Annotated in this window: 18 protein-coding genes; 15 read left to right on the top strand and 3 right to left on the bottom strand. The window is 33.8% G+C overall.

Annotation, left to right across the window (positions count from 1 at the left end; all coding sequences use genetic code 11):
- Positions 1–41: 41 nt before the first annotated feature.
- Positions 42–842, bottom strand: a complete 801-nt coding sequence (locus ACNDLV_RS05555; RefSeq protein WP_006585972.1) for a tyrosine-protein phosphatase — start codon at positions 840–842, stop codon at positions 42–44.
- A gap of 132 nt (positions 843–974) precedes the next feature.
- Between ACNDLV_RS05555 and ACNDLV_RS05550 the strand changes: the two genes are divergently transcribed.
- The 14 genes from ACNDLV_RS05550 to ACNDLV_RS05485 all read left to right on the top strand — a co-directional run bounded on the left by ACNDLV_RS05550 (position 975) and on the right by ACNDLV_RS05485 (position 17744).
- Positions 975–1457, top strand: a complete 483-nt coding sequence (locus ACNDLV_RS05550; RefSeq protein WP_022091100.1) for a universal stress protein — start codon at positions 975–977, stop codon at positions 1455–1457.
- Between the two features lie 372 nt (positions 1458–1829).
- A complete protein-coding gene (locus ACNDLV_RS05545) occupies positions 1830–2759 on the top strand; it encodes a phosphate/phosphite/phosphonate ABC transporter substrate-binding protein (RefSeq protein ID WP_006585970.1) in 930 nt (309 codons plus the stop codon).
- Positions 2760–2790: 31 nt separating this feature from the next.
- Positions 2791–3564: a phosphonate ABC transporter ATP-binding protein gene (gene phnC / locus ACNDLV_RS05540; protein ID WP_006585969.1), complete on the top strand. Its 774-nt coding sequence runs from the start codon at positions 2791–2793 to the stop codon at positions 3562–3564.
- The gene (phnE, locus tag ACNDLV_RS05535; RefSeq protein WP_006585968.1) at positions 3557–4357 is read left to right on the top strand and encodes a phosphonate ABC transporter, permease protein PhnE; all 801 of its coding nucleotides are present in this window, start codon (positions 3557–3559) and stop codon (positions 4355–4357) included. Before phnC ends, phnE (ACNDLV_RS05535) begins: the two co-directional genes overlap by 8 nt.
- Positions 4357–5169, top strand: a complete 813-nt coding sequence (phnE, locus tag ACNDLV_RS05530; protein ID WP_006585967.1) for a phosphonate ABC transporter, permease protein PhnE — start codon at positions 4357–4359, stop codon at positions 5167–5169. The genes phnE (ACNDLV_RS05535) and phnE (ACNDLV_RS05530) overlap by 1 nt, the downstream gene beginning before the upstream one ends.
- A gap of 81 nt (positions 5170–5250) precedes the next feature.
- Positions 5251–5736, top strand: a complete 486-nt coding sequence (locus tag ACNDLV_RS05525) for a hypothetical protein (RefSeq protein ID WP_022091097.1) — start codon at positions 5251–5253, stop codon at positions 5734–5736.
- A gap of 76 nt (positions 5737–5812) precedes the next feature.
- On the top strand, positions 5813–7165 hold the full coding sequence (locus ACNDLV_RS05520) for a metallophosphoesterase family protein (protein WP_048588377.1): 1353 nt from the start codon (positions 5813–5815) through the stop codon (positions 7163–7165).
- 104 nt (positions 7166–7269) lie between these two features.
- Positions 7270–9219 (top strand): asparagine synthase (glutamine-hydrolyzing), encoded by a 1950-nt coding sequence (gene asnB, locus ACNDLV_RS05515; RefSeq protein ID WP_006585964.1) that lies wholly within the window; start codon positions 7270–7272, stop codon positions 9217–9219.
- 218 nt (positions 9220–9437) lie between these two features.
- A complete protein-coding gene (gene nrdD, locus ACNDLV_RS05510; protein WP_498882948.1) occupies positions 9438–11648 on the top strand; it encodes an anaerobic ribonucleoside-triphosphate reductase in 2211 nt (736 codons plus the stop codon).
- Entirely contained in the window at positions 11638–12354 is a 717-nt protein-coding gene (gene nrdG / locus ACNDLV_RS05505; protein WP_006585962.1) for an anaerobic ribonucleoside-triphosphate reductase activating protein, read from the top strand. The genes nrdD and nrdG overlap by 11 nt, the downstream gene beginning before the upstream one ends.
- Before the next feature lie 8 nt (positions 12355–12362).
- The gene (locus tag ACNDLV_RS05500) at positions 12363–12929 is read left to right on the top strand and encodes a metal-sulfur cluster assembly factor (RefSeq protein WP_022091095.1); all 567 of its coding nucleotides are present in this window, start codon (positions 12363–12365) and stop codon (positions 12927–12929) included.
- A 172-nt stretch (positions 12930–13101) separates the two neighbouring features.
- Positions 13102–14394, top strand: a complete 1293-nt coding sequence (locus tag ACNDLV_RS05495) for an extracellular solute-binding protein (protein WP_006585960.1) — start codon at positions 13102–13104, stop codon at positions 14392–14394.
- An 89-nt stretch (positions 14395–14483) separates the two neighbouring features.
- Positions 14484–15698 (top strand): MDR family MFS transporter, encoded by a 1215-nt coding sequence (locus ACNDLV_RS05490; RefSeq protein ID WP_006585959.1) that lies wholly within the window; start codon positions 14484–14486, stop codon positions 15696–15698.
- 102 nt (positions 15699–15800) lie between these two features.
- On the top strand, positions 15801–17744 hold the full coding sequence (locus ACNDLV_RS05485) for a M13 family metallopeptidase (RefSeq protein ID WP_006585958.1): 1944 nt from the start codon (positions 15801–15803) through the stop codon (positions 17742–17744).
- A gap of 34 nt (positions 17745–17778) precedes the next feature.
- Here ACNDLV_RS05485 and ACNDLV_RS05480 read toward each other — a convergent pair whose 3' ends face one another.
- Complete coding sequence (locus ACNDLV_RS05480; RefSeq protein WP_034535727.1) at positions 17779–19821, bottom strand: KUP/HAK/KT family potassium transporter; 2043 nt, start codon at positions 19819–19821, stop codon at positions 17779–17781.
- Between the two features lie 107 nt (positions 19822–19928).
- On the bottom strand, positions 19929–20360 hold the full coding sequence (locus tag ACNDLV_RS05475; protein ID WP_006587616.1) for a hypothetical protein: 432 nt from the start codon (positions 20358–20360) through the stop codon (positions 19929–19931).
- 411 nt (positions 20361–20771) lie between these two features.
- Between ACNDLV_RS05475 and ACNDLV_RS05470 the strand changes: the two genes are divergently transcribed.
- Positions 20772–22592, top strand: a complete 1821-nt coding sequence (locus ACNDLV_RS05470) for a glycoside hydrolase family 73 protein (RefSeq protein WP_006585955.1) — start codon at positions 20772–20774, stop codon at positions 22590–22592.
- Positions 22593–22641: the final 49 nt, after the last annotated feature.

Genomic DNA, 22641 nt, shown 5'->3' with positions numbered 1-22641 from the left:
AACTAGCACCACGCGTATAACATATGTGTACTTTTATTTCCCTATTGTAAGTAGATTCTTCTTAGATCAATAATATCTTTATTTGAAAGCTGAATCACATTATGGAGATAATCATTTATTGAACCGTAGTTTTTATTAATAACTGTGATTGCATGGTTGAGATATTCTGGATGAACTGTTTGAATATCTTTAATAGATTGTAATAAATTATCACTGGCGCCTTTTTTCTTTTCATCAATGAGTAAATTCTCAACAAAAGACTTTGTGGTGATATTGGTTAATAAATAATCTTTCTTTATTGTTTCAAGTGGGACTCCAAGACTTGATAACAATAAAAACGCTCCAAAGCCAGTCCGGTCCTTTCCCGCAGTGCAGTGAAATAAGACAGCTTCGTTTTCGTGTGTATTTGACAAAAGAAATTTAAAAAAGTTTTGATAAGCATGACGAGCTGTTGCAGAGTGAATCATGTCCTCATAAGCTAATAGCATGTGATCAAATCCAAATTGTGGATCCTTTTCTGCTTCTGTTTCAAGGGCATCAATGCTTTTTGATGAATTTGTCAAATCGTCACTGAATACTGGATTAAAATCATATTGAACGTTTTCAGGAATTCGGTCTGGTTGCTTTTCTACTTCTTCTTTTGAACGAAAATCTATATCATACTTAACGCCGTAATTTGTTAAATAGCTACGATCATCTTCTGATAAATCCGCTAAGTGCCCAGATCTCAATATTTTATGAAATTTTATTTTCTTACCAGATATCGTTTCATATCCACCCAATTCTCTGAAGTTTCGACCATTGGTAATATTAATTAACTTGTTTGAAAAATTAGTTTCCAAAAAATGCCCTTCTTTCTAATCTATTGGTATTAAATTTTACCAACAAAATTGTTGTGCTACAAGATAATAAGTTTGAATAAAATATGTTAAAATATATTTAAAAGTAAAACGCTTTCTTAGGAGATGGAAATTATGGCTAACGATTATAAAACTATTTTAGTTCCAGTTGATGGTTCTGAAGCTGCGGAAAGAGCTTTTGACAAAGCTGTAAAAATTGCAATTGAAAATGGAGGAAAGATTGATGTGTTAAATGTAATTGATACCAGACAATTCATTGGTGAAATGCAAGATACATTAATTAGTGGTGATACTATTTATCAAATGACTCAAGACTCTGAAAATTACTTAATAAGTTTAAAGAAATGGGCGAAAGATAATTTCGATTTTGATAAAGTTGATTACCACATTCGTTATGGCAGCCCCAAGAGAATTATTTCATATGATTTTATCAAAGATAATCATAATGATTTGATTATCATGGGAGCAACAGGTTTAAATGCCGTTGAAAGAATGCTGATGGGGTCAGTTACTGAATATGTTAATCAACATGCAATGGCTGACATATTAATAGTACGAACTGACCTTGAAAACAAAAAAATAAATAAGAAAAAATAGTTAAATCCGAACGATACAAAAAAAGCCTCTTTCTAAGGAAAGAGGTTTTTTATTTAAAATTGATACCTACCAATAACGGTAAATAAATATTTGGCAAAATTGATACTTTTCACTTGGAAATGTATCTAGTTTCTGTTATTATATCAAATAACGAACATTTTGACTTTTGATAAGGAGGAAATATGATGTTAATGCTAGCTTTTAATAAAGAAGTAGAAGTAAGCAAGAACCTCGTATTTTCTCGCGAGGTTTTTGTTCGTGTCTATATTTAAGATATTATCAGACTTAGTATTAATAGCATGCTATTAATATTGAGTCTTTTTTAATGTCTAGGGGAAATGTGTTTTTCATTATCATTAGTAGGAGGATAATATGAAAAAGTTCAAAAAAATGTTAGTTGCTGGGCTAGCTCTTGCGTTGGCAACAGTAGCAACTGCTTGTGGTAGTAAGTCATCCAGTTCATCAAAAGATGGCTATACCCCAAAGAGTTTGACAGTTCAATTTGTTCCTAGTCAAGCTGCAGACAAGCTAGAAGCTCGTGCTAAGCCTCTTGAAAAGATGCTTTCTAAAAAATTAGGTATTCCAGTTAAGATCTCTATGTCAACTGACTACAATACTGTTGTTGAAGCAATGAAATCAAAGAAAGTTGATGTTGGTTTCTTACCACCAGATGGATACGTATTAGCTCATAAGCAAAAAGCCGCTGATGTTTTACTTCAAGCTTTACGTTATGGTATTAAGCAACCAGGTGGTGTACAAACTAAGGACTTAGTTAAATTTTATCGTGCTGAAATTTTAGTTAAGAAGGGTTCAAAGATTAAATCTTGGAAAGATCTTAAAGGTAAGAGTATTTCAGTACAGAATCCAACTTCATCAGCTGGTTACATTTTCCCAGTTGCAGAACTTAAAGAAAAAGGCCTCGATGTAACTAAAAAGGGTAATGCTAAGTTAGTTACTGTTACAGGTCATGATCAAGCAGTTTTGAATGTTTTAAATGGCGATACTGATGCAGCTTTTGTTTTTGAAGATGCACGTAATACTGTTAAAAAGGATAATCCAAAAATTATGAGTCAAGTAGTGCCAATCTACTTTACTAAGGCAATTCCTAACGACACTATTTCAGTACGTTCAGACATGAACAAAGCCTTTAGAAAGAAACTTGCTAAGGCATTTATTTCTATTGGTAAATCTAAAGAAGGTAAGAAGTTAATCGAAAGTATCTATAGTCATGAAGGTTATGACTACACTAAAGATTCTGGCTTCAATATTGTACGTAAGTACGATAAAATTGCTGGAGAATAAGCATAAATTTATTTATAAGGAGTTATAGTCGATGGCAGACAAGCCAATGATTCAATTAAAGAACGTTACCAAAGTATATGACAATGGTACAGTCGGTTTAAATAAAATTAATCTTGATATTAAAAAAGGTGAATTTGTTGTAATTGTCGGTTTATCAGGTGCTGGTAAATCAACTTTGATGCGTTCTATCAACCGTCTTCACGATATTACTGAAGGTGATATTTTAATTAATGGTGAATCTATTACTAATGCACGTGGTAAAGAATTGCGTCTTATCCGTCGTAATATTGGTATGATTTTCCAAAGCTTTAATTTAGTAAAACGCTCAAGCGTTTTAAGAAATGTTTTAACTGGTAGAGTGGCATATTATCCATCATGGAAATCTACTTTTAATTTATTCAGTAAAGAAGATAAACAAAAAGCTTATGAAGCTCTTCAAAGAGTTGATATGGCTGATAAAGTTTATTCAAGAGCTGATGAATTGTCAGGTGGGCAACAACAACGTGTTGCAATTGCACGTGTATTGACTCAAAATCCTAAAATTATTTTAGCTGATGAGCCAACAGCTTCTCTTGACCCTAAGACAAGTAGAAGGGTTATGCATGACCTTAAAATGTTGAATGAAGAATTTGGTATGACTGTTGTTGCCAATCTCCACTCAATTGAGCTTGCACGTGAATTTGGTAAAAGAATTATTGGTATTCGGGCCGGTGAAGTAGTATATGATGGTGCAGTAGAAAATACTCCACAAGAAGTATTTGATGCTATTTACAGCGGAAAAACCAAGGAGGAAATCAATGGCTAAGCTTGATCAAGAAATGATGGAACTGCCTAAAAAGAAGTTTCAATTCTGGAATCTGGTTTGGCTAGTTGTTTTCGTTGGTGGATTAGTTGTTTCTACAATAGAAACTAATACTAGCTTATCTGCTTTTTTAAACAACTTCGGACAATTTGCTGAAATTTTCACACAAATGGCACAGCCAGATTGGGGATATACTTCTACTGCAATTCCTTATTTAATTGAAACCATTAAGATGGCTGTTTTAGGGACAGTTATTGGTTCAGCAATTGCATTTGTATATTCATTGTTGATTGCCAGAAATATCATTAAAAACAAGTATGTTACAGGTGTGCTTCGTTTCATTATGAATATTATAAGAACTTTACCTGACTTACTTCTTGGTGCAATTTTTGTTGCTGTGGTAGGTATTGGACCAGTTGCAGGTATTTTGGCATTATCTGTATTTACTTTTGGTGTGGTTGTTAAGTTATTTTATGAAGCAATAGAAACTATTGACCCCGGTCCAAGTGAAGCAGTGATTGCTTGTGGTGGTAATAAGCTTAATATGATTTCATTTGCTGTTATGCCACAAATTTTGCCATACTTTATCAGTTATACACTCTATGCTTTCGAACTTAATGTTCGTGCTTCTACAGTTTTAGGTTATATTGGTGCTGGTGGTATTGGTCTTTACCTTAAGCAAACACTCGATATTTTCGACTATGCAAAAACAGGGACAATTATTATCGCAGTCTTTATTGTGGTATTAATTATCGACTATGTATCATCTAAGGCAAGGGAGGCATTGATGAAATAATGGATACAACATTTAAGCAATTGCCTGCAAAGCCAGTATCTGCTAAAGCACGCTTTGCTCACTGGGCACTTACAATTTTCACCATTGCACTCATCATTTGGTCAACAACTGGTATTAATTTCTCAGGAATTAAAGCTACTGCTGGGCAAATTACCGGGGCAATTTTTAATGGACTTATTCATCCTGATTGGTCATATATTTATAATGGTACAGGGGAAGATTTGGTTTCTCAATTATGGGAAACTTTATGTATTGCTTTTTTAGGTACTTTTATCTCTGCAATTATTTCAATTCCCTTTGCGTTTTGGGCAGCTACGACTAAAAACAAAAAGTGGTATGCTTCTCGTTCAGGAAAATTTGTTTTAACTTTTATCAGATGTTTCCCTGAAATTGTTTTGGCTTTAATGTTTATTAAAGCTGTTGGCCCTGGTTCTGCTGCTGGGGTACTAGCATTAGGTTTCCACTCTGTAGGGATGTTAGCTATGCTATTTTCTGAAGCAATAGAAAGTTTGGAAGATGGTCCAAATGAAGCAGTTATTGCTTCAGGTGGTTCTAAATGGAATGTAGCGATGTTTGCTACCCTTCCTAATTTAATGCCTGCTTTAATTTCTAATACTTTGTATCGTTTTGACGTTTCTGTCCGTTCAGCTTCTATTTTAGGTATTGTTGGTGCCGGTGGTATTGGTTATCCTTTAACTATTGCTTTAAATTATCGTCAATGGAATCGTGTAGGTATTATCTTAATTGGTATTATTGTTATGGTTGTTTTAATTGACTGGATTTCTGGTGCCATTCGAAAGAAATTAGTATAAAAACTATTAACTTCAAGCAAAGAGAGGGTCGATCCTCTCTTTTTTTGTTATAATATGAAATGTATTTTTAGGAGGTTCTGCATGGAAAGTTTAAATACTATAAAATTAGCTGATGAACTAACTACTAAGCAAGATGATATTTTAGCTGATACTACTAAGTTAAATGCTGAAGCTATTTATCAACTAATTGATGAATTAAAAGTTTTGAAGCACCCAATTCAAGAATACTTTGAAATGAGTCAAGATGAGTATTATTCTATTGAAAGTGATCATCAACTTACACTTTTAGACATGAATAATAAACTTGTTGATCTTCATGACCGTATTTTAACTAACCACGTAGATGGTTATGTTGATAAAGATGAAATTAATTTGACTTATAATCATGAAAATCCATACGAAGATGGCATGTATGATAAAGAAAATGATTTTCACGTTTTAGCTTACAGCTTGAAGGTTATTAGTGCTGTTATGGCAGTAGCGCCACAAAAGTTAACTGAAATTATTTCTAAAGATGCTGTTCTTTCATTAGGACTTGCAGTATATGCTTTAAAGCATAATGCATAAATAGTGACTAAGATCTGCATTTGCAGGTCTTTTTCTTTTAGGAGGGTTTAGTGTGCTTGGTTTTTTCGCAAAAAAAATTGCTCAGGTATTAAATAATCATAAACAAGAAAATAATAATGATACTGACCCAATGCAAAAATTTCTTAAAGTTGGCGAATATTCAGTTGGAGCGCAAGAGAATACACCAGATGGTGGTGATTATACTTTAACAGTTTATAAAGATGATCATGGAATTTTACATCAAGCGTTAAGTCCAGAAGAGTCTGATAAGTTAGCTGCGACCTATGTTAGACGTTTTGATAGTCGGCTTGGAAGATTTCGAGCATTTCAAAATAGAAAAACGGGTGTTAGATATAGCGTTACAGATTATTTAGATACCTTTTTAGACCAAATTAAGCCACAGATAAGAAGTGGGAATAATTCAATAAATATTGGGGTTTTGACCGATACTCACTATAAAGCTACTGATTCAGTTGATTTTTATGGTAATAATGGCTTAATTCATGTTAGAGAGTTTAACCATCTTGAAAAGTCTGGGCTACTTCATCTAAAGGCTCATTTAGGTGACTGGATTGACGGGTCAGATGCTGGTTTAATTGGCGAAAGCGAATTAATCAAACTACGTAATAGTTTTAAGAGTACCCGAACTCCCTTTGCCATTATTAAAGGAAATCATGATGAAAATGATAAATTTGATGAGCATCATGATTTAAAGGCTAGTTTCCCTGAAAATGAATTTGAGAAAATTATGTGGCCTATCATGTATGCGCAAAAAGAATTAAAATATGTTTCACGATATCATGGAGTGGCCTATTTTGATAAAGATGATTTAAGAGTGATTTTTGTTAATACTTCAGATGTTCCTTATATATTAGATGAGCAAGGAAAGAAAAAATATGATACAAAGTTAACTCTAGCAATTCGAGAAGATCAGGTTGAAGAATTAATTGAAATTCTAAGCAGTTCTAGTGGTAAAAAAATTATTTTACTTAGTCATGGAAATCCGATAAATCGAAAGGGTGGCAATGCACTTAAATATAATGGGCGTTCGCTACATGAATTATTGGTTGCCTTCAATCAACGTGAAAAAGGGAGAATGCATTCACATAATGTCCCACCTGAATTTACATTAAGCAATGATTTTGACTTTACCAATGTAGAAAATGCTAAAGTGATTGCATATTTCTGCGGTCATCGTCACGTTGAAGATCAATTCAGAATTAATGGTATTCAATATATTTTATTTAACTGTTCAGCTTTAATGGGGCCAGGTCATGCATTAACTACTAAATATAATAAGAATTGGAACCGTCAAATTGACGATATTACTGAATTTGCAGGCTATGTAGTAAACGTTGATTTAGTAAAAAGTCAAATACAAGTCTTTGGCTATGGAGCAGCCAGTTTTAAGAGAGTTTTTAGTATTTAATTTTTCTAAAGATATGCTACAAAATTCAGTTTTTAGCATATAATGATATAGTTATCTTGTAACAATTTTGTAAAATTTATAAAAAAAAGAGAAGGACAGGTAATATGTGCGGGATTGCTGCGTTTTATAACCCAGAAATTAATGATAAACAAGCTGCCATTGGTAAAATGATGGAAGCAATTAAGCACCGTGGCCCTAGTTCCGATGGGATGTATACTAACGATGTAATGGCCTTGGGATTTAGAAGACTATCAATTATTGATCTTCGTGGGGGAACCCAGCCAATTTTTAATGAAGATAAGTCTAAAGCAATTATTTTTAATGGCGAAATTTACAACTATAAGCCAATTAGAGAAGACTTGATAAAAGCAGGCCATACCTTTACTACTAAGGCAGATACTGAAGTTTTACTTCATGGATATGAAGAATGGGGAATGGCTGGCTTATTAAAAAAGGTAAGAGGAATGTTTGCCTTTATCATTTGGGATGATGAAGAAAAGTCAATGTATGGTGCGCGTGACTTCTTTGGAATTAAGCCAATGTACTACCAAAATAAAGACGGAAAATTATTAGTAGGTAGTGAATTAAAGAGCTTTTTGGCTTATCCTGATTTTCAAAAAGAGCTTAATGTAGAAGCTGTAAAGCCATACTTGATGAATCAATATAATGATTTGAAAGAAACTTTCTTTAAAGGGGTCTACCGTTTCCCAGCAGGTCATTATTTCAAATTTAAAGATGGCCAGATGGACATTAAGCAGTATTGGGATGCAGAATATAAAGAAAACAATTTAAGCTTTGAAGAAACTCTAGATAAAATTAACGAAGATCTCAAAGAAACTGTAGAACTATATCATAATGCAGATGTTCCAGTAGGTGCCTTTTTGTCTGAAGGTGTAGATTCAAGCTTTGTAACTAGTTTGCTTAATCCTGATGATGTTTTCTCAATCAGTTTTGATGATTCTACTTATGATGAGGCTTCAAAAGCTAAAGCTTTAGCTGATATTAAAGGGTGGCATTTCTTTGCAGATAAAGTAGATGCTGATGAAGCAATGAGAGATTTTCCTGAAATGCAATATCATATGGATGAACCAGATGCTAACCCATCTATTATTCCTTTATGGTATCTCTCAAAATTAGCTCGTAAGCATGTTACTGTTGCATTATCTGGAGAAGGTGCAGATGAATTATTTGCAGGTTATGTAAATTATGGCATGCATACACATAACAATGTGATTAAGGTCTTTACTTCAGGCCTTAAAAAGTTACCTAAAGGAGTAAAAGTTAGTTTAGCTAAGGGTATTAAGAAAATGCCTAATTTTCCAGGTAAGGTACATATGTACACTAATTTGGCTAAACCAAGTGAATTTTATGTTGGTCAATCAGTAATTTATGATATGGATCACCCAACAATCTTTTCAAGTGATGATGCTAATAGTATGCTTCAACCAACTTATCGCAATGAATTAACTACTAATGGCCTTTATCAGGAAGACTTTAAGAAAGTTAAAGACTTAGATAATGTTAAGCAAATGCAATATATTGATTTACATCACTTTATGTTAAATGATATTTTGCAAAAAGCTGATAAAATTTCAATGGCCCACTCTCTTGAGTTGCGTGTACCATATCTTGATAGAAAGATTGCAGAATTAGCTAACTCTATTCCTACTAAGTATTTAGTAAATAAGCATGATACTAAGTATGCTTTGAGAAAAGCGAGTGAACGAGTTTTACCTGAAGAATGGGCTAAAAGACCTAAGTTAGGTTTCCCAACACCAATTAAACAATGGCTCAAAGAAGAAAGATTTTATAAACAAGTTCGTAAACTTTTCTGTGAAGATTTCGTTAATGACATTTTTGAACAAGAAAAGATTATTGATTTGTTAGATGAAAACTTTAAAGGTGATGGTTCTCATCGTCGTCAAATTTGGGCAATTTATACCTTTCTTGTTTGGTATAAGCTATACTTTATTAATTACGAAGAAACAGTTAAAAAATATCAACATGTACAACCTGAAGTTGCGGCATTAATTGAACAAGGTAAGTTAGTATAATATAAATGTCTATATCTAGTAGAAAACCACACTAAATAGTGTGGTTTTTTCTATACAAAAAAATTTAGAATTTGTTTTGCTAGGTGCAAAAAGTATGAGAGTAGTGGTTTTTGCTAACTACAATATATATTAGCGCCAAAAATTTGTAATACAATATCTTGTGCTTTCGTGCTATTATGTATCTATAATGATTATAACTTATGAGAGGAACCGGACACATGCTTAAAGAGACGCCTAGTAAAAAGATGATTGTTGAAGCTATGAAGAAGCCACAATATCTTGTAAAAAGAGATTCAACCAAAACTAATTTTGAAACTTATAAATTAGATTTAGTAATTCATAATTTAAAGCTTGAAGATCATGAAGTTGAAATTTTAAAGGCGATTTTTTCTGATTTAGCAATGAAAGATACGGTTTCAGGTGCAGAAGTTGCAGAAAGCTTTGTTGATAATTTAACTAAATTAGGTTTTGTAGATGAAGCTAAAGCATATATTGAATATCGTAAAAAAGACGATGCTGACTGGAAGAAACAAATTGATACTAAAGCACGTTTAAAGAGAATGATTGAAGGTGATCCTTCAATTGTTAACGAAAATGCCAATAAAGATAGTGAAATCTTTTCAACTCAACGTGATTTGACTGCTGGTACTGTTGGTAAAACTGTAGGTCTAACAATGATGCCCGAACATATTGCTAAAGCTCACTTACGTGGTGATATTCACTGGCATGATTTGGATTACACTCCACTTTCACCAATGACTAACTGCTGTTTAATTGACTTTAAAGAAATGCTTACTAATGGATTTAAGGTTGGAAATGCCTTTATGACTAGCCCTAATTCAATTGGTGTTGCTACAAGCCAAGTTGCACAAATTATTACTCAAGTAGCTTCAAGTCAATATGGTGGCTGTTCATTTGATAGAGCTGATGAAGTTTTAGCACCATTTGCTCAAAAGAATTACGATCACCACTTGGAAGAAGCCAAAGAATTCATTGACGATGAAGAAAAGGCTAAGGCTTTTGCTAAAAAGCGTACTCAAAAAGATATCTATGATGCAATGCAAAGTCTTGAATATGAAATCAACACTATGTTTTCTAGTCAAGGTCAAACACCATTTACTACTTTAGGTTTTGGTTTAGGTACAAATTGGATTGAAAAAGAAATTCAAAAAGATATCTTGAAGATTCGTTTAGCTGGTTTAGGTAAAGATAAGCGGACAGCTATTTTCCCTAAGTTAGTCTTCACTTTAAAGAAGGGCTTAAACTTAAATCCAGGTGATCCTAATTATGATGTTAAGGAAATTGCTTTGGAATGTGCTACTTATCGTATGTATCCAGACGTTGTAAGTTACGACACTATTAAGCGTCTAACTGGATCATTTAAAGCACCTATGGGTTGTCGTTCATTCTTGCAAGGTTGGAAAGACAAGAATGGCAAAGAAGTAAATTCTGGACGAATGAATTTAGGTGTTATTACCTTAAACTTGCCAAGAATTGCAATGGAATCTCGTGGTGACAAGGATTTATTCTGGAAAATTTTTGAAGATAAGGTTCAATTAGTTCATGATGCAATGAATATTAAGGCTGCAAGATGTCGTGAAGCTAAGCCAGAAAATGCACCAGTATTATATGAAAACGGGGCATTTGGTAAGCGATTGAAGCCAGATGAAGATGTTAACCAATTATTTGAAAATGGTCGTTGTACTGTCTCATTTGGTTACATTGGTTTGTATGAAGTAGGTACTGTCTTTTATGGCCCTAATTGGGAACACAACAAGGAAGCTCATGACTTTACAGTTGAAATTGTTAAACGGATGCATGATTGGTGTGCATATTGGGAAAAGACTGAAAAGTATCACTACCACTATTCTGTTTATTCAACACCATCTGAAAGTTTAACTGATAGATTCTGTGTGCTTGATACTGAAAAATTTGGTAAAGTAAAAGATATTACTGATAAAGAATACTATACTAATAGTTTCCACTATGATGTGCGTAAACATCCAACCCCATTTGAAAAATTGGAATTCGAAAAAGATTACCCTCCATATGCTGCTGGTGGTTTCATTCACTACTGTGAATATCCTAACTTAAAGCAAAACCCTAAAGCCTTGGAAGCTGTATGGGACTTTGGTTATGATAAAGTTGGTTACCTCGGTACCAATACTCCAATTGATCGATGCTTCAAGTGTGGCTTTGCAGGAGAATTTAAAGCCACTGCTAAAGGTTTTGAATGTCCAGTATGTGGAAACCATGATCCTGAAACTTGTGACTGTGTAAAGCGGACATGTGGTTATTTAGGTAACCCACTTAAACGTCCAATGGTTCATGGTCGTCATGAAGAAATTGCTCACAGAGCTAAGCATATGAGTTTAGGTATGGTAAGAGATCAAGCACAAGAAGAGGAAAAAATTCAAGATGCCAAGTAGAGACCAGAATGCTCAAGAAGGACCAGATATTCGTCATAATTACATTAAAGTAAATGTTGGTGGAGATACTATTTTTGTTGATAGTAACCAATATTTGCCTAATATAAAAAAAGATCGTGCAGCGAGAAAATTGCGTAAGCATAAACCTAAAGATCCTAAACCAAAAGAATGGTTAGCTAGTGAACATTCACTTCAAAAAATAGCTGACTATAAACCTTTTAATTTTGTTGATGGTGAAGGTGTACGGTGCAGTTTATATGTGTCAGGGTGCTTGTTTGACTGCCCAGGCTGTTATAACTTGGTTGCCCAAAACTTTAATTACGGTCGCCCTTATACGCAAGAATTAGAAGATCAAATTATTAAAGATATGTCTGAAGATTATGTACAAGGTCTTACTTTACTTGGAGGAGAGCCATTTTTAAACACACAAGTATGTTTAAAGATAGTTAATCGTATTCGTAAAGAATTTGGACACAAAAAGGATATTTGGTCTTGGTCAGGATATACTTGGGATGAATTGATGCAAGAGTCAGAAGATAAGCTAGAACTATTGTCTAAAATAGACATTTTAGTTGATGGCCGATTTGAAGAAGATTTAAAGGACTTAACTTTACAATTTAGAGGTTCGTCTAACCAAAGAATTATTGATGTGCCAGCTTCTTTTAAGGCAGGAAAAGTTGTTATTTGGAAAAACTTGGTTCACTAGGTGGGAGTATGGAAGAAAAGCAATTGAAATTAGTGGACGAAATAATCCAAAAACTTCAAACTGTAATTGATCCAGAGTTATATGTTGATATTGTAAATTTAGGATTAATTTGTGGAATAGATTTAAATGATAATAATGATTGTACAGTTACGATGACTTTAACTGTTATGGGTTGTCCTTTAAGTGGCGTTTTAGATAATGCAATTAAAGAAGCCGTTTTGTCGATACCTGAAATTAAATCTTGTGAAATTAAACTTGTATGGTCTCCTGCTTGGAGTGTAGAAAGAATGTCAGATGCTGCAAAAACTCAGCTAAATGTATGGTCTAAGGACTTATCTAGTTATGATAGTTCGAATAAAAAGATAGATTTTTCTACTCCAGTAAAAAAATATATTGATAAATATGATGACTTTTTAGATTTACTGTTGGAATTAGGTTTTGATCATTTTAAAATACCCAATATGGTGGAAACCGTTGGCAGAGTGATGACCCTGAAACAAGCCTCGCAAGCAATGAAAGTTAGCTTGCCTGCTGTTAAAGAACGATTAGAATCTGCTGGATACCAAGTGATTTGATAAAAAAGAGTGTTAGTGAAAAACTAACACTCTTTTTTATGTCATTAAGCGTATAAATTAAGAACTCATTACCAATTGTAGCATGAAAAACTTTATAAAATAAGGCTTTTATTTGCAGATGGAGATGCTAAAATGTAACTCGATGAGGTTAGAGTTATTTTAGGGAGGGCTTATGAAAGTATTAAAGAAAATTGCTACATTAGTAACATTGGTTATAACTATGCTGACAGTTGTAGCATGTTCTAATAATAAGAAGAATACGACATCTTCAGTTAATATTCCTAAAAAAATTAGTAAAAAAACTACGATTACTTTTTGGAATGCGATGGTTGGTCCCTTGCAAAATAATTTGCAAGAGTTAACTAAAGAATTTGAAAAACAAAATCCTAATATCAAAGTTAAATTGGAATATCAGGGTTCATATGAAGATATAAAATCTAAAGTGCAGAACACATTACAATCTCCAAATAATTTACCTACTATTGCACAGTCTTATGCAGGGTATCTTTATACGGCTGCGCAGGGAGGCTATTTACAAGATATGACTCCTTACATTAATAATACTAATGTTGGTTGGGGAAGTGTGAATAAATCTGATATTAATAAAACCTTACTTGAAGGGGCTCAAATTAATGGGACTCAATATGGCATTCCTTTTAATAAATCTGTAGAAGTGCTTTACTATAATAAAACTTTGTTAGATAAATACGATATTTCTGTACCTAAGACAATGGCTGAATTAAAGACAGCTGCAAAAAAGATTTATGAAAAAACAAATCATAAAGTTGTCGGTGCAGGTTTTGATAATCTGAGTGCTTATTATACTGATGGGATGAAAGAAGAAGGGTATAATTTCAATAGTAAAATTAATTTTGCAGGTTCTGCATCCAAAAATGTTATCAAGTATTATGCAAATGGAATAAAGGATGGCTATTTCATGATAGCAGGATCACAAAAGTATTTATCTGGTCCATTTGCTAATGAACAAGTTGCGATGTATGTCAGTGCTAGTGCCGGTGAAGCCTACGGGAAAAAGGGTCTAAATGGAAAATTTGAATATGGAGTAGCTAATAGACCATCTAAATATAATATGGCTCGTGGTAGTGACATTTATATGTTTAAACATGCAAGTTCTATGCAAAAAGCAGCAGCATTCAAGTACATTAAATTTTTAACTTCTAAATCAAGTCAACTTAAATGGGCAAATGCAACTGGATATATTCCTGTAAATAATGAAGCTGTAAATTCAGCTGCTTATAAGAATTCTACTTCAATTAAATCACCTGCTGTTTTAGAACAGGCATTAAAGAGATTATATAATTTCCCTGTAACTAAAAACTCGGAAACAACCTTTAATGATGTATCATCAATTTTATCTGGAATTTTATCTCAAGCGAAAACTAAAAATATTGATAGTTTGATTAAAGCGGGTAAAACTAAATTTGATAGTGATTGGAAACAATAGTTAATAAGAAAGATAGACGGTGTCTATCTTTTTTTGATTAGTCCTCTTTTTCTTGCTAAACTTAGGATAATAAGTTTGGAGGAGAAATTATGAAAACGGCGCATGGTGCCAGTCAAGTTAAAGAAGTAAATATTCACTCACTTCTATTAGGCGAGTTAATTACTTGGTTAGGGTCGAGTTTTATCTGGCCGTTAACTTCTGTTTATTTAAATAAGGAATTGCATGTTAGTTTGGCAATGATTGGTGTAGTACTATTTTTCAATTGCATGGCTAATATGTTTGGATCAATGATTGCTGGACGATTATATGATCGAATGAATCCTTATCCATTAGTAGTTGCAGGTCTATTTTTGGATGCAGTGGTGTTGTTCTTATTAGCTTTATTTCCTGGATGGCCTGAATATTGGTTATGGCTGACTCTAGCTGGCTTTTTTGCTGGTTGGGATGGAGCATTAATTAATTCCATGGCAACTAGTATTAAAAAAATTCCTAGTAAAAAAGTTTTTAATCTAATTTATTTTGCGCAAAATATTGGTGTGGTAACTGGAACACTGGCAGTAGGATATTTATATGACTTTTCAGTAATCTTTTTATTTGTATTAGCAGCTATTTTATATTTATTAGCCACGATAAACGCTGCAATTAATTATCGTCCAATTATTGCATATCATAAAGAATTGCTAAAAAATAAGGTGAAAAAAGAAAAGAAAAAAGTTAAACTGCCTAAAGCTAATGTATTGATGAATTACGGCTTGTTCATTACTTTAGGAATTACCTGGCTGATGTATATGAATTGGGAATCAAACTTATCGGTTTATATTGTTTCTTTTAATATTCCATTTCATATGTATAGTTTACTTTGGACTGTTAACGCCTTGATAATTGTGATAATTCAGGCAGTTTTGGCTCGTTTTGAACATATTTTTAAAACAACATTTCAACAAGTGGTGTTTGGAATTTTAATGTTTTCATTATCGTTTGTAACATTAATTTTTGCTAGAGATTTTAGTCACTTCTTATTATCAATGGTGATCTTAACATTTGGAGAAGCAACAGCTTTTCCTGCGATTCCATCTTATGTAAATGATTTAACTCCTATTGAAGTAAAGGGAGAATATCAGGGACTAACTATTGTTGCAAGTTCAGCTGGGCGGGCAATTGGCCCATTAATTGGTGGGTTAATTATTGACCGTTTTAGTTATATTCCGTTCTTTATTTTTGCAGCAATCATAATTTTTTTATGTTTAATGATTCTTGTTCCAATGCATACTCGTGTAAAACCGAAAATTAAATTATTTAAATAAATAAAAGCACCGTTGCTCTGGTGTTTTTTAATAAATTTAATAATAGACAAGATAATTTTAATAATGGTATCATTAGACTAACACATCCTAAGGAGGTTAGTTATGAATAATTTAGCTGTACGTGGTGGCGCAGGAGATATTACTAATCCTAAATCTGGCGTTCGGCCACAAGATAACTTATATTTAGCTGTTAATTCTGATTGGCTTAAAACGATTGAAATTCCAGCTGACCGTTCAAGTATGGGGAGTTTCGGTAAGATTGATGAAAATGTAGAAAAGCAATTGATGCAAGATTTTGCTGATTTTGCTGATGGTAAAAAGGTGATACCTGATCTCCCTAACTTAGATAAGGCTGTTGCTTTATACAAGGTGGCTCGCAATTTTGATAAGCGTAATAGTGAAGGTGCTGAACCAATTCAAGCTGATCTTAAAAAGTTGCTTAATTTAAAGGATTTTGTTGACTTCAAGAATAAGGCTTTAGAACTTGATAAAGCAGGTTTTCCATTACCATTACTTTTTGGTGTAGAGCCTGATATGAAGAATACTAAGATTAATATTTTGAAGAATGTTGGTCCAAGTACTATTTTGCCGGATACAGTAACTTACCAAACAGAAGCTAAAGAGCAATTGCTTCCAATTTATCAAAAGCAAACTGTTAACTTGCTTGAAATGGCTGGATTAAGTTCTAATGATGCAGAAAAATATGTTGAAAAAGCCCTTGAATACGATGAGAGAATTGCTAAGGTAGTTAAATCAAGTGAAGAATGGGCTGACTACCCTGCAAGTTATAATCCTATGAGTTTAGCTGATTTTGCAGCTAAATTTAAGAGCTATGATATTGTAAGACATATTGAAGGCTTAGTTGGGATGAAACCAGATCGTGTTATTGAAGCAGACCCAGGTTATTTAGACCATGCAGAAGAACTATTTAATGCTACGGTCTTTGAGGAAATTAAAGGCTGGATGTTGGCACGCTTTATTAATAATGTAGCCTCCACTTTATCAGCTGATTTTCGTAAGGCAGCTTTTCCATTTAGTCAAGCACTATATGGCTTAGCTGAACTTTCTAGTGGTGAAAAGCAAGCTTATCGCCTTGCTAACAGTCGTTTTAGCGAAATTGTTGGTATTTATTATGGTCAAAACTACTTTGGTAAGGATGCTAAAGCTGATGTTATTGACATGATTCATAAAATGATTAAAGTTTATGAAAAGCGTTTGGCTGAAAATTCTTGGCTTTCAAAAGCTACTCGTGATAAAGCGGTAGTTAAGTTACAAGCATTGGAGCTAAAGATTGGCTATCCTGAAAAGAGCGAAGAAGTATATAATCGCTTCAAAGTTGATGAAAGTGTAAGCTTGTATGAAAACACGGTAGTAAATAATCGCTTGGCTCAAGAATATGAATATGAACAGTTACCTAAGCCAGTAGATCGAACTGTTTGGGCAATGCCAGGTAATTTGGTAAATGCATGCTATGATCCACAAAGAAACGATTTAACATTCCCAGCTGCAATTTTGCAAAAGCCGTTTTATGATTTAAATCAAACCAGAAGTGAAAATTATGGCGGAATTGGTGTTGTTATTGCGCATGAAATTTCACACGCCTTTGATAACAATGGTTCTCAATTTGATGAATTGGGTAATATGGTTAACTGGTGGCAAGATGAAGATTATGCTGAATTTAAGAAGAGAATTCAAGCTGAGATTGATTTGTTTGATGGAATTCAATATGGCCCTGTTAAGTTAAATGGTAAGCTAATCGTTTCAGAAAATATTGCAGATCAAGGCGGATTAACTGCAGCAGTTCATGCAGCTAAAGGTGAAGGGGATGCAAGTATGCAAGAACTCTTCGAAAACTTTGCTCGTGTATGGGCAATCAAACAAAAAGAAGAAGCTATCAAGAGCATTACTGCTGTTGATGTACACGCTCCTGGTCCACTTCGTGCTAATGTTCAAAGTCAATGCCAAGAAGAATTTTACAAAGCTTTTGATGTTAAACCGGGTGACGGGATGTACTTAGAGCCTGAGAAGCGGGTTGAAATTTGGTAAAAGAAAAACGACTTCAAAATGAAGTCGTTTTTCTTTATGCTCGATTTCCGTCACCCTTTAATTTCTTTTTTAAATTAGCGTAGTTAATAGGATCAACTCGTTTAATATATGAGGGAGTAGGTCTACCTAAAATCAAAGGTACTCGTTCAACTACGGTATCAGCATAGTCAAGTCCAAACCAACTCGCAGGATTAGAAGATGAATTTTGTAAGCCAACACGGGCTTGAATAATCCATTTTTCGTAAGTGGTTAACTCTGTTTGCGGGCTTACGACATCTTGAACAATAACAAAACTAAAGTCACCAACATCTCTACCAGGAGTAGTTGTATATTCTTGAGGTTGAGATTCAATTGTCCCATCGGCAATTAAATCGTGAATTATTTGTCGCAAGTATACATTAACGCTAGTTTGTTTTTTAAATCCAAGATAAAGTTGGATATTAATTACGTTTTTAGTTCCGTAAGTATTTACAGCATATTCAGCGGTGAAAGGCTCATTAGTTACATTAACAGTTACGAACCAGTATGCTTTTGCACGTTTAGGACGCTTATCTAAGATTGAATAAAGAACTTCACGCTTGATAAATTTATTATATTTAACTTTAGCCATGTAAACTAAGTTAGTAGCATAAGTTGGATAGTTTTCATCATGACTTAAATTAGTTAACATACTAGTATATTCATCCAAACGGACATAAGAATTACGGGCTTCCCTTTTATCACGTACTTTATTACCAAAATACCAAATATACATAACTATTCCGATTAACCCAGCGATAATAACAGTTACGTAACCGCCATGAACAAATTTAACTAAGCTGGAAATTAAGAACATAATTTCAATTGCAGCAAAGAAAATTAAGAATAAGATTCGCCAGACAAGGTGAACACCTTTTTTAGCTAGATATTCAGATAATAAAATAGTTGTCATCAGCATAGTGGCTGTAATTGCTAATCCGTAGGCTGATTCCATATGTTCAGAAGTTTGAAAGAAGAAAACTACAGCTAAAGTAGTTGCTCCTAACATTTTATTAACAGAAGGAATATAAATTTGCCCTTGTTCTGTGGTGGGGTAAACAATATTCATTCGTGGTAAAAATTTCAATTGACTAGCTTCGGAAACAAGTGTAAATGAACCAGTAATTAAAGCTTGAGAGGCAATAATAGCAGCCAAGGTAGCTAAAATAATAGCATAGATTCTGATGTTCTCAGGAACAATTTGATAAAAGGGGTTGAAATCTCCACTAGTTTTAAAGCCAGGATTTTGTAAAATCCAAACTCCTTGACCAAGGTAGTTTAAAATCAAGCAAACAAATACATATGGCCAAGAGCCTTTGATATTTGCTTTACCAACATGGCCAACATCTGAATATAAAGCTTCAGCCCCGGTAGTAGCTAGGAAAATAGAACCCAATATAAAAATACCTACTTTATTTACTGGGCTAAATAGAATTTTTACAGCATAAATAGGATTTAATGCTTGCAAGATGGACCAGTCATTTGCCATATTAAGTAGCCCAATGACGCCAAGAAAAGTGAACCAAATTAACATAATTGGCCCAAAGGCTTTTCCAATAAGGCTCGTACCCATCCGTTGGATAGCAAATAATAAAAGTAGTATACAAACAGTAATTAAAATTACCATTCCCTGGGTGGAAACTAATATATTGCCACCAAATTCCATCCCTTTAAGTCCCTCGATAGCAGTGGTGACTGTAACTGCAGGAGTTAATGCTCCGTCAGCTAGTAATGCTGCTCCGCCGACTAAAGCAGGAATAACTAGCCATTTTGCTCGTTTTCTAACTAAAGCATAAAGAGCAAAGATACCACCTTCACCATGGTTTGTAGCTTTTAAGGCAATAGCAACATATTTTATGGTAGTTAACAAAGTAACTGTCCAAAAAATTAAAGAGATAGCTCCTAATATTAGTTCGCGACTAATATTAGTCATCCCCCCATTGCCAGCTACAATTGACTTCATAACATAAAGTGGGCTAGTTCCAATATCTCCGTAAACAATTCCAATTGATATTAATAAACCAGCAGCTGTTAGTTGATCACGCTTTTTTAATTTCATCATGAACCTCTTTTATGTAAGAAAAAACACTTTAATCAAAAAAAGAATGCCCATCGACATTCTTTTTGATTGTCCCATGTTTTCAAATCAAGGAATGAATATCGATATTATGATAAACTTCCTGGAATTTGATTACGTTCAGCTTCATACCACTTGTCCCAATCTTCGAAAGTAGCGAAACTTTCTGGGTCAATGTTGCTCTTGGCGACAACTTCATCAAGCAAGCTCTTGAAGTTGTAGTCGTGAACATTTAATACATGCTTTACTAATTCTTTTCGTGAAAAGTTGATGTTATTAAGTAAGTATGTATTAATATCCAAGATATTCCCTTTTTTATCAAAAGAACCCATAATTTCAAGGTCATTTTGGTTATACTTAGCAATATAGAAGTTGGCGAAGTTTACAAGGTAGGCAGGTTGTTCTTTAAATTCAGCCTTAGGCATTTCTTCGCGATTAGCTTCTGGTACAACAACTTCAAATTCGTCAGTATTTTTGTTTAATTCTTCAGTCAAGGTAAGAACTCCTTTAAAAATGTCCAGATTAATTAACTAAATTAAAATAAATCACTTGTAATTTTACCCAGAAATCAACTTAAAATCAACTAGTTTGAAGGCTTTAAGTAGTTTTCCACATCGCTTTTAGTTATTGAAATATTATGTAACAATCTTTACTAGTATTATAATTATAATTGTAATACTACAATTAAAGAAATTATTAACTATATTATATTTTATTACTATAAGTTACGATGGTTGAGAAGTAGTTATAACAAATAAGGAAAAAAGATAGTTCAAAATATTTATTGAAAGCCAATAATAAGTAAAAAAGTAATAATTTTGTTAAAAATATGATGAATTATTACTTTTGTGTTGCAAAACTCTAGTTCGGTTGAAATGTACTGATAGTGCACTGTACAATATGATTGAATTATATTGGAGGGAAAGTATAATATGAAAACTAAAAAAATCACTGGCGTTGCTACCGCAGCTCTGCTCGCCTCCGTTGCTGTGCCAGTTACCAACAATTTAGCTAATATCGAAACTTCATATACTGTTAAGGCAGCCACCAAGGAGCAGGCCTTTTTAAATACTGCTGTACCTAATGCAGAAGTAGCTTCTGCAAGGTATGGAACGTATACTTCAGTTATGCTTGCGCAAGCAATACTTGAATCAGGTTGGGGTGTTTCATCTTTAGCTACACAAGCCAATAATTTATTTGGTATGAAAGGTTCTTACAACGGTCAATCTTATTATGCAGATACTGCCGAATGGGCAGCAGGAACCGGTTATTATAACATAAATGCCGGCTTTAGAAAATATCCTTCTTGGGAAGCATCTTTTGAAGATAATGGATATCTATTGAGAACCGGTACTTACGGTTATTCAAATCGTTATAGAATGGCATGGGTTGAAAATGCTGCTAATTATCAAGTAGCTACTCAAGGCTTAAAGGATGGGGGGTATGCTACTGATCCTAATTATCCTCGTTCTTTAAACAATGTAATTCAATATTATGGCCTTAATCAATATGATCCATCTATCGATAACACTACTAGAGTAATGAAAGTTACGTCTAATGGAACAGTATATTCAGGTCCTGCTAGTCCTAATGTAGTTAGTGCTACTGGAAGTGTAACAGCTGGTCAAGTTATTACGGTAGATAAAACTATAACTTATAAAAACGGTATGAGTTACATGCATACTGGCAATGGATGGATTAGTGGTTCACTTTTGGCTGGTGGGTCAAGTCAATCCCCTGTTAATGAAAAACCGGGAACAAGTAGTAATTCAGGATCTCCAATTGCCAAAATAACATATTCATCACCAGTATATGTGTGGGAAGGACCAAATAAGAATATTACTAGTCGAACATTGTCTGTAGGCTCAAGTTGGAAGATATTTGGTAAAACCACTGTAAATGGCGAAACATGGTATAACTTAGGTGGAAATCAATGGATTTTAGCTAAATATGTATATGCAACAGGATTATCATCTGTACCAACAGTTAATACTAGTGCAAGTACAACAACCACTGCCAAAACAAATAGTAATACTCAAAGTAACTTTGTTTCAGAAAGAACAGTAAAGAAAGTAAACTATGTACCAGGTTACGGAATAATGCTCTGGAAGAACCCAGGATCCGAAATGCTGGGAAGATACTTGTCTCATGGCAGCCGCTGGCAAGTATATGGCTATGTAACAGTGAATGGCAATAAATGGTACAATCTTGGTGGTAACCAATGGGTAGATGGAAGATACCTAGTAGATGGAAATGCGACAGTAGCAGGAGAAAGTAAAAAAGCTACTACAGCTACTCCAAGCAACTTTGTTTCAGAAAGAACAGTAAAGAAAGTAAATTATGTACCAGGTTATGGAATAATGCTCTGGAAGAACCCAGGATCAGGAATGCTGGGAAGATACTTAGCTCATGGTAGTCGTTGGCAAGTATATGGTTATGTGACAGTAAATGGCAATAAGTGGTATAACCTTGGTGGCAATCAATGGGCTGACGGAAGATATTTAGTAGATGATGCAACTAAAAATAATATAACTTCTGTAGAAAATATGAGTGCAGTAGGCCAAGTCAACTACGTACCAGGTTACGGAATCATGGTATGGAAGAATCCAGGTTCAGGAATGCTAGGTAGATATTTGCCTCATGGCAGTCGTTGGAGAGTATTTAAGAAAGCAACTCTTGCTAATGGCACAACTTGGTATAACCTAGGTGGCGACCAATGGGTTGATGGTCAGTATCTTAAATTAGAAAACTAATGAATTTCAATAGAGTTCTCTTTGATTAGAGAACTCTTTTTGTTATCCT

Source organism: Lactobacillus fornicalis (assembly GCF_055362665.1).
Note: the sequence above shows the minus strand (reverse complement) of the source record. Positions and strands in the feature narration are given on the sequence as shown.